This is a genomic window from Magnetospirillum moscoviense (genome assembly GCF_001650635.1).
GTDB classification, from domain to species: domain Bacteria; phylum Pseudomonadota; class Alphaproteobacteria; order Rhodospirillales; family Magnetospirillaceae; genus Magnetospirillum; species Magnetospirillum moscoviense.
The window spans coordinates 1-5470 of record NZ_LWQU01000023.1; the positions used below are offsets into that span (position 1 = coordinate 1).

The 5470-nt window shown below is 67.5% G+C and carries 5 protein-coding genes; 1 reads left to right on the top strand and 4 read right to left on the bottom strand.

From position 1 onward, the window contains the following. Window positions 1-209 precede the first annotated feature (209 nt). The 4 genes from A6A05_RS01545 to A6A05_RS01560 form a co-directional block, all read right to left on the bottom strand. The gene (locus A6A05_RS01545; RefSeq protein ID WP_082910605.1) at window positions 210-1940 is read right to left on the bottom strand and encodes an AMP-binding protein; all 1731 of its coding nucleotides are present in this window, start codon (window positions 1938-1940) and stop codon (window positions 210-212) included. 115 nt (window positions 1941-2055) lie between these two features. Then, window positions 2056-2862 (bottom strand): trypsin-like serine peptidase, encoded by an 807-nt coding sequence (locus A6A05_RS01550; RefSeq protein ID WP_082910606.1) that lies wholly within the window; start codon window positions 2860-2862, stop codon window positions 2056-2058. Continuing rightward, window positions 2859-3821 carry a mitochondrial fission ELM1 family protein gene (locus tag A6A05_RS01555; protein ID WP_068496796.1) on the bottom strand — a complete coding sequence of 321 codons (963 nt, stop codon included), beginning with the start codon at window positions 3819-3821 and terminating at the stop codon, window positions 2859-2861. The genes A6A05_RS01550 and A6A05_RS01555 overlap by 4 nt, the downstream gene beginning before the upstream one ends. Window position 3822: 1 nt before the next feature. After that, window positions 3823-4602, bottom strand: coding sequence for an enoyl-CoA hydratase/isomerase family protein (locus A6A05_RS01560; protein WP_068496798.1), 780 nt, complete (start codon window positions 4600-4602; stop codon window positions 3823-3825). 90 nt (window positions 4603-4692) lie between these two features. On the opposite strand from A6A05_RS01560, the gene A6A05_RS01565 reads away from it, so the two are divergent. Then, the gene (locus A6A05_RS01565; protein ID WP_068496800.1) at window positions 4693-5382 is read left to right on the top strand and encodes an orotate phosphoribosyltransferase; all 690 of its coding nucleotides are present in this window, start codon (window positions 4693-4695) and stop codon (window positions 5380-5382) included. Window positions 5383-5470 lie beyond the last annotated feature (88 nt).

Below are 5470 nucleotides of genomic sequence, written 5' to 3' on the forward strand. Positions count from 1 at the left end.
CAAGTCATGAAAAACGCTATTCTGATGCCGCACGGTGTTGCTCCAATTCGTGTCCAGGAGACGCGCCAAACGTCTGAACACGAGTAGAATCAACGCCGTGCACTCAGTCCACTAAATTAAACCGGACAGCAGTGGCTTAAGCCCGGCCATGACGGGTGGAGGAATTGTGCTTCATCCTGGACCGGACCGACCCTAAGGACACATACCCCCTATTCGTCGTCGAAGCGGCCCGGATAGGGAAGCGGGGCCGGATCGTCGTCCTCGGGTTCGGCCACCGCCTTGGCTTTCAAGGCGCGGCGCAGAATCTTGCCGGTGGTGGTCTTGGGCAGGCTTTCCAGGAAGTGAACCTCACGGGGCGCCATCGCGGTGCCCAATTCGTGGCGGGCGAACGACAACAATTCCAGCCGCAGGGAATCGCCGGCCTCGAAGCCGGGATTGACCGAGACGAAGGCCACCGGAACTTCCCGCAGCAGCAGGTCGGGCTTGCCGACCACGCCGGTTTCGCCCACCGCCGGATGGTTCATCAGCGAGCATTCGATCTCGAACGGGCCGATGGTGTGGGCCGCCGACTTGATCATGTCGTCGATGCGGCCGATGAACCATACGCAGCCATTGGCCCCCAGCCGCACCTGATCGCCGGTCAGGTACCAGCCGTCGGCGAATGACGCCTCGGTGCGGGCCGGGTCGTTCAGATAGCCGGAAAACAGTGACGGCAGGGTGGCGCGAATGGCCAATTCTCCGACCGCGTCGGCCTCCGTCGAGAAGTGCAGTTTGCCGTCCTTGGCGGTGGCGACCGCCGCCTGGACGCCCGGCAGCGGCCGGCCCATGCTGCCCGGCTCGGCGCAGCCGATGCGGTTGGCGATGGCGATGGCGCCGGTTTCGGTCTGCCACCAGGTGTCGAGAAACGGCACGCCCAGAGCCTTTTCACCCCAGGCCACCGCCTCGCGGTTCAAGGGTTCGCCGACGCTGGCGGCGACGCGCAGCGAGTTCTGGCGATACGAGCGGGCCAGCGCGGCACCGAAGCGCATCATCATGCGGATGTTGGTGGGCGTGGTGTACCACACCGTCACCTTCTCGTCCTTCAAGATGCCGTACCAGCGCCTGGTGTCGAACTCGGCCTCGTCGATCACCGACAGGCAGCCGGCCGCCAGCGGCGCGATGATGCCGTAGCACGAACAGGTCACCCAGCCCGGATCGGCGGTGCACCAATAGACGTCGTCGGGCGACAGTTCGAACACCTGGCGGGCGCTGACCAGCAGCGACAGCACGGTGCGGTGTGAATGGACCACGCCCTTGGGGGTGCCGGTGGTGCCGCTGGTGAAATGCAAAAGGGCCGAATCGGTCTCGGCGGTGGCGACCGGTTCTATCGGCGCGACCGTGTTGATCAAGGCGGCGAAGTCGTGACAGCCGGCGGGAATCTCGCCCGGCTCGCCGATGGTGACGACGTGGGCCAGGTCCGGCAGGGCAGCGCGGATGGTGGTCATCTTGCGCTGATAAAGGCTGGCGGTGGTGATGACCACGCGGGCGCGCGACAATTCCAGGCGGGCCTTCAACGGGCCGGGGCCGAAGGCGGAAAACAGCGGACAGAACACCGCGCCGGCCTTCCATGTCCCCAGCGCCGCCAGGAAGAATTCCAGGCCGCGATCCAGCAGCACGGCGACCACTTCGCCCTTGGCGACGCCCAGGCCAGCCAAGGCGGCTCCGACGCGGCCCGATTGCTCGGCCAGTTCGCCATAGGACAATTGGCGCCGTTCGTAGCGTCGGCCCAGGCTGACCAGGGCAGGGCGGCCGGCATGGCCGTCAGCGACGTGGCGGTCGGCCGTTTCGTAGGCGATGTTCAGGCCGCCGCCGGGCAAACCGGCCAGCAACGCGTGCGCCTTGCTCCAGTCAAAATCCGTGTCGCCGGCGGGGGCCCCCCGTCCGGATTTCGCCTTGGCCATTCATCCTCCCGCCCGGTCCAGCCGCCGGGTAGTGTCCTTTGCTGGTGGTCGAGCATTCTGCGTGCAGCAAGGCGCAAGCGCAATGATCTGAATCGCAAGCCAGAAATGCATCAAATCATGGCTTGGTGACGCGGGCGGCGATGTCGGGCGCCAGCGCGGTGCTGGCCTGGCCGGCCTTGCCGTTGGCCGGGGCTCCCAGCCTGCGCGCCTCGGTTGCGAAGCTGGCGCTTGGCACCGCGCCGCCCAGCACGCGGCCGCCCTCGAAGGTGAAGGTGCCGACATGGATGGCGGCCAGGGTCGGTTGACCGGCCCGCCACACCAGCACCGGCGCGCCGGAATCGCCATGAACCGCGTCGCAATCATGGGTCAGAAGCCCGGCCCCCATGCGGCCGACCACGGCGCAGCCGATATGGGCGGCGGGGATATGCGCCTTGTCCTGGCCGTAGCCGACGGCGACCAAGGAATCAACGGCTGCGGCCGCCTCGCCGATGGCGACCCAGCCGGCGATGTCGCCCAACGGCTCGGCCAGGGTCAGCACCGCCCAATCATGGGCGGCCAGCGCCGGTGAATAGGGTTGGCCGAACTGCCAGCCCGACGCGATGCTGGTGGCGACAACCCGGGTGGCGCCCAGATAGGCGCCCCGGGCATAGCCGGCGACGACATGCAGCGAACTGGGCGGCATCGGCCGCAAGGTGCTTTTGTTCCACAGGCAATGGGCGGCGGTGACGGCCAGGGCCGGGCCGACCAGGATGGCGCTGCAATGGCCGCCCTTGCCGTTGTTGAGCCGGGCCACCGCGCTCCATGGATATTGGTTGGCGGCGACCTCGACGCGGTCGTCGGCGCCCTTGATGCCCTTCAGCCCCTGGGCGGCGGCGGGCAGGGCGGCGATCAGCACCGCCAGGGCGCCAAGGCGGGTCATCATGTCAGCCTGGCCTTAATGGCGGCGGCGATGTCGGTGGCGGCGTTCAGCGGCGGGTGGCTCCAGCGTTCCAACCGGGTGCCGGCCTCCAGCGGCCGGGCCAGGCCCAGGGTGAACAATTGGGCGTGCAGGCGGGCATGCTTGGCCACCACCCAGCCGTCGGGGGCGAACAGATAGACCGGGGCGGGGCTGGCGCAGGCCTCGCAGGCCATGGACACCGAATCGCCCGTCACCACCAGGGCATCCGCCAACGCCAGGAAGCCGAAATAGGGATTGTCGCCGGCAGCCCCCCAGCGATGGATGAAATTGGGCTGGGGGATGGCGGCCAGCAGGGCTTGTTCGGATTCGGCGCCGGTGCGGCGGCTGGTGGTGACCAGCAGCGAGCCGCCCGTCGCCAGGTCGGCCGCCCGCCCGCCCAATTCGGCGGCCATGGCGGGGGTGAAGGGGCGCCGCCGTGTCGCACCACCCACGATCACCGCCACCCACGGCCGGGGCAGGTGGGCGAAGCGGGGCGCCCACATCTCGGCCGCCTCGGCCAGTTTGGCGGGTGTCACCCGGTGCGGCGCCCCGGTGATCGGCAGCACCAAGCCGCCGGTAAGCCGGCAATCGTCATGGCTGGGCACGGCGATGATGTCGAACTCGGCCCGCCCGCCCGGGCCTGGGTCCATGATCTGCACCAGCAGCGCCCCCGACCGGCGCTTGATCCAGCGGGCGACCGGCGCGGTGCGCCGCCCGGCGGCAATCACCACCCGCGGCCAGGGTGCGGTCAGGACGGCGGCCGAGTCGGCGGTGATGCCGGTCAGGCTGGCGCCGCGCAGCAGGTTGGGCAGCCCGCCCAGCCGGCCGTACCGGATGTCTTTGACGACGAACGGCTGGCCCAGAGCCTCGGCGACGCCCAGGCACTGGCCGACATTGCCTGCGCGGTCGTCGGCCAGGACCCAGATCGGGGCAGTTTCGCTCACCCTATTTCCCCTTGAAGGCGGGGCGACGCTTTTCGCGGAAAGCGGCCATGCCCTCGGCGTAATCCTCGGTTGCCAGGAAATCGTAGCATTCATTCAGTTCGGCGTCGCTGATCGGCGTGGCATCGTCCAGGCGGGCCAGGAAGGCCTTGTGCCAGCGATTGGCCAGCGGCGCGCCGGCCGCGATGCGCTTGGCGGTGGCGTGGGCTTCGGCCTCGGCCTCGTCGTCGGCGACGACGCGGTTCAACAGTCCCTTGGCGAAGGCCTCGTCGGCGTCGAACACACGGGCCTCCAGCAAGATCTCGGCGGCGACCGCCGGGCCGGCGATACGGCGGATGGCATTGATCTCGGGATAGGCCATCACCACCGAAATCTTGTTGATCGGCACGCCGAACTTGCCCGACTTGGCGGAAATGCGCATGTCGCAGCAGCAGGCCAGTTCCAGCGCGCCGCCGACGCAGGGGCCGAAGATCAGCGCGACCACCGGCTTGGGGCAGGTCCTGACCGCGTCGAGCGCGCGGCGCATCACCACGTCGTATTCCTTGGCCTGGGCGGCATTGGCGCGCAGCGTTTCGAATTCCTCGATGTCGGCCCCGGGCGCGAAGGCCTTTTGGCCGATTCCGCGCACGATGATGGCGCCGACCGAGGCATCATCGGCCAGGCTCTCGAAGGCCTGGGCCAGGCCCTGCCACATCGGCAGGTTCAGCGCGTTCATGCGGTCCGGGCGGTTCAGCACCACCGTCGCGATGTTGCCTTCGCGGTTCACCAAGATAAGATCGGACATCAATGCGCTTCCTTGATTGTCGGCTTGCAGGAAAGCGCGATTGTGCCTATAGACCGCAAAGCCGACAACCCAGGCATAAGGTGTTCTTCCATGCAGACCGCTTCCCGCACGCCCGAACAGAAGCAGGCGGCCATCACCACCGCTCGCATCTTGTTGGAAATCAAGGCCGTCAACTTCCGTCCGGAAGAGCCTTACATCCTGACCTCGGGCTGGGCCAGCCCGGTCTATGTGGATTGCCGCAAGGTGATTTCCTTCCCGCGCGCGCGCACCACTATCTGCAACCTGATGACCCAGGCGATCACTCGTGACGCCGGCTACGAATCGACCGACGCCATTGCCGGCGGCGAGACGGCGGGCATTCCCTATGCCGCGTGGATTTCGCAATCGATGGGTTTGCCGATGCTGTATGTCAGGAAGAAGCCCAAGGGCTTCGGCCGCAACGCCCAGATCGAGGGCGAGTTCGCCCCGGGCGCCCGCGTCGTGCTGGTCGAGGATCTGGCCTCGGACGGCGCCTCGAAGGTCAATTTCTGCAACGCCATCCGCGAAGCCGGCGGCGTGATCAAGCATTCGGCGGTGGTGTTCTTCTACGGGGTGTTCCCCGGCGCCCTGAAGTCGCTGAACGAAGCCGGCGTCAGCCTGTCCTATCTGGCCAATTGGTGGGACGTGCTGGAAGTGGCCGAGCAGGACAGCCTGTTCGACAAGAAGACCATCGAGGCGGTGCGCAGCTTCCTGCACGATCCGGTGCAATGGTCCAAGCTGCACGGCGGTCGAGCCGAATAGGACCAAATCCGAAGGCTCTATTCGTGAATCGTATTGACGGTCACGCCCCCATGGCGGCGGCGAGGCAATATCGCGCGGTCGGGTCCGG

Coding starts and splice junctions, on each gene's coding strand:
- A6A05_RS01565 (WP_068496800.1), top strand. CDS start 4,693: ATGCAGACCGCTTCCCGCACGCCCGAACAGAAGCAGGCGGCCATCACC.
- A6A05_RS01550 (WP_082910606.1), bottom strand. CDS start 2,862: ATGATGACCCGCCTTGGCGCCCTGGCGGTGCTGATCGCCGCCCTGCCC.
- A6A05_RS01545 (WP_082910605.1), bottom strand. CDS start 1,940: ATGGCCAAGGCGAAATCCGGACGGGGGGCCCCCGCCGGCGACACGGAT.
- A6A05_RS01560 (WP_068496798.1), bottom strand. CDS start 4,602: ATGTCCGATCTTATCTTGGTGAACCGCGAAGGCAACATCGCGACGGTG.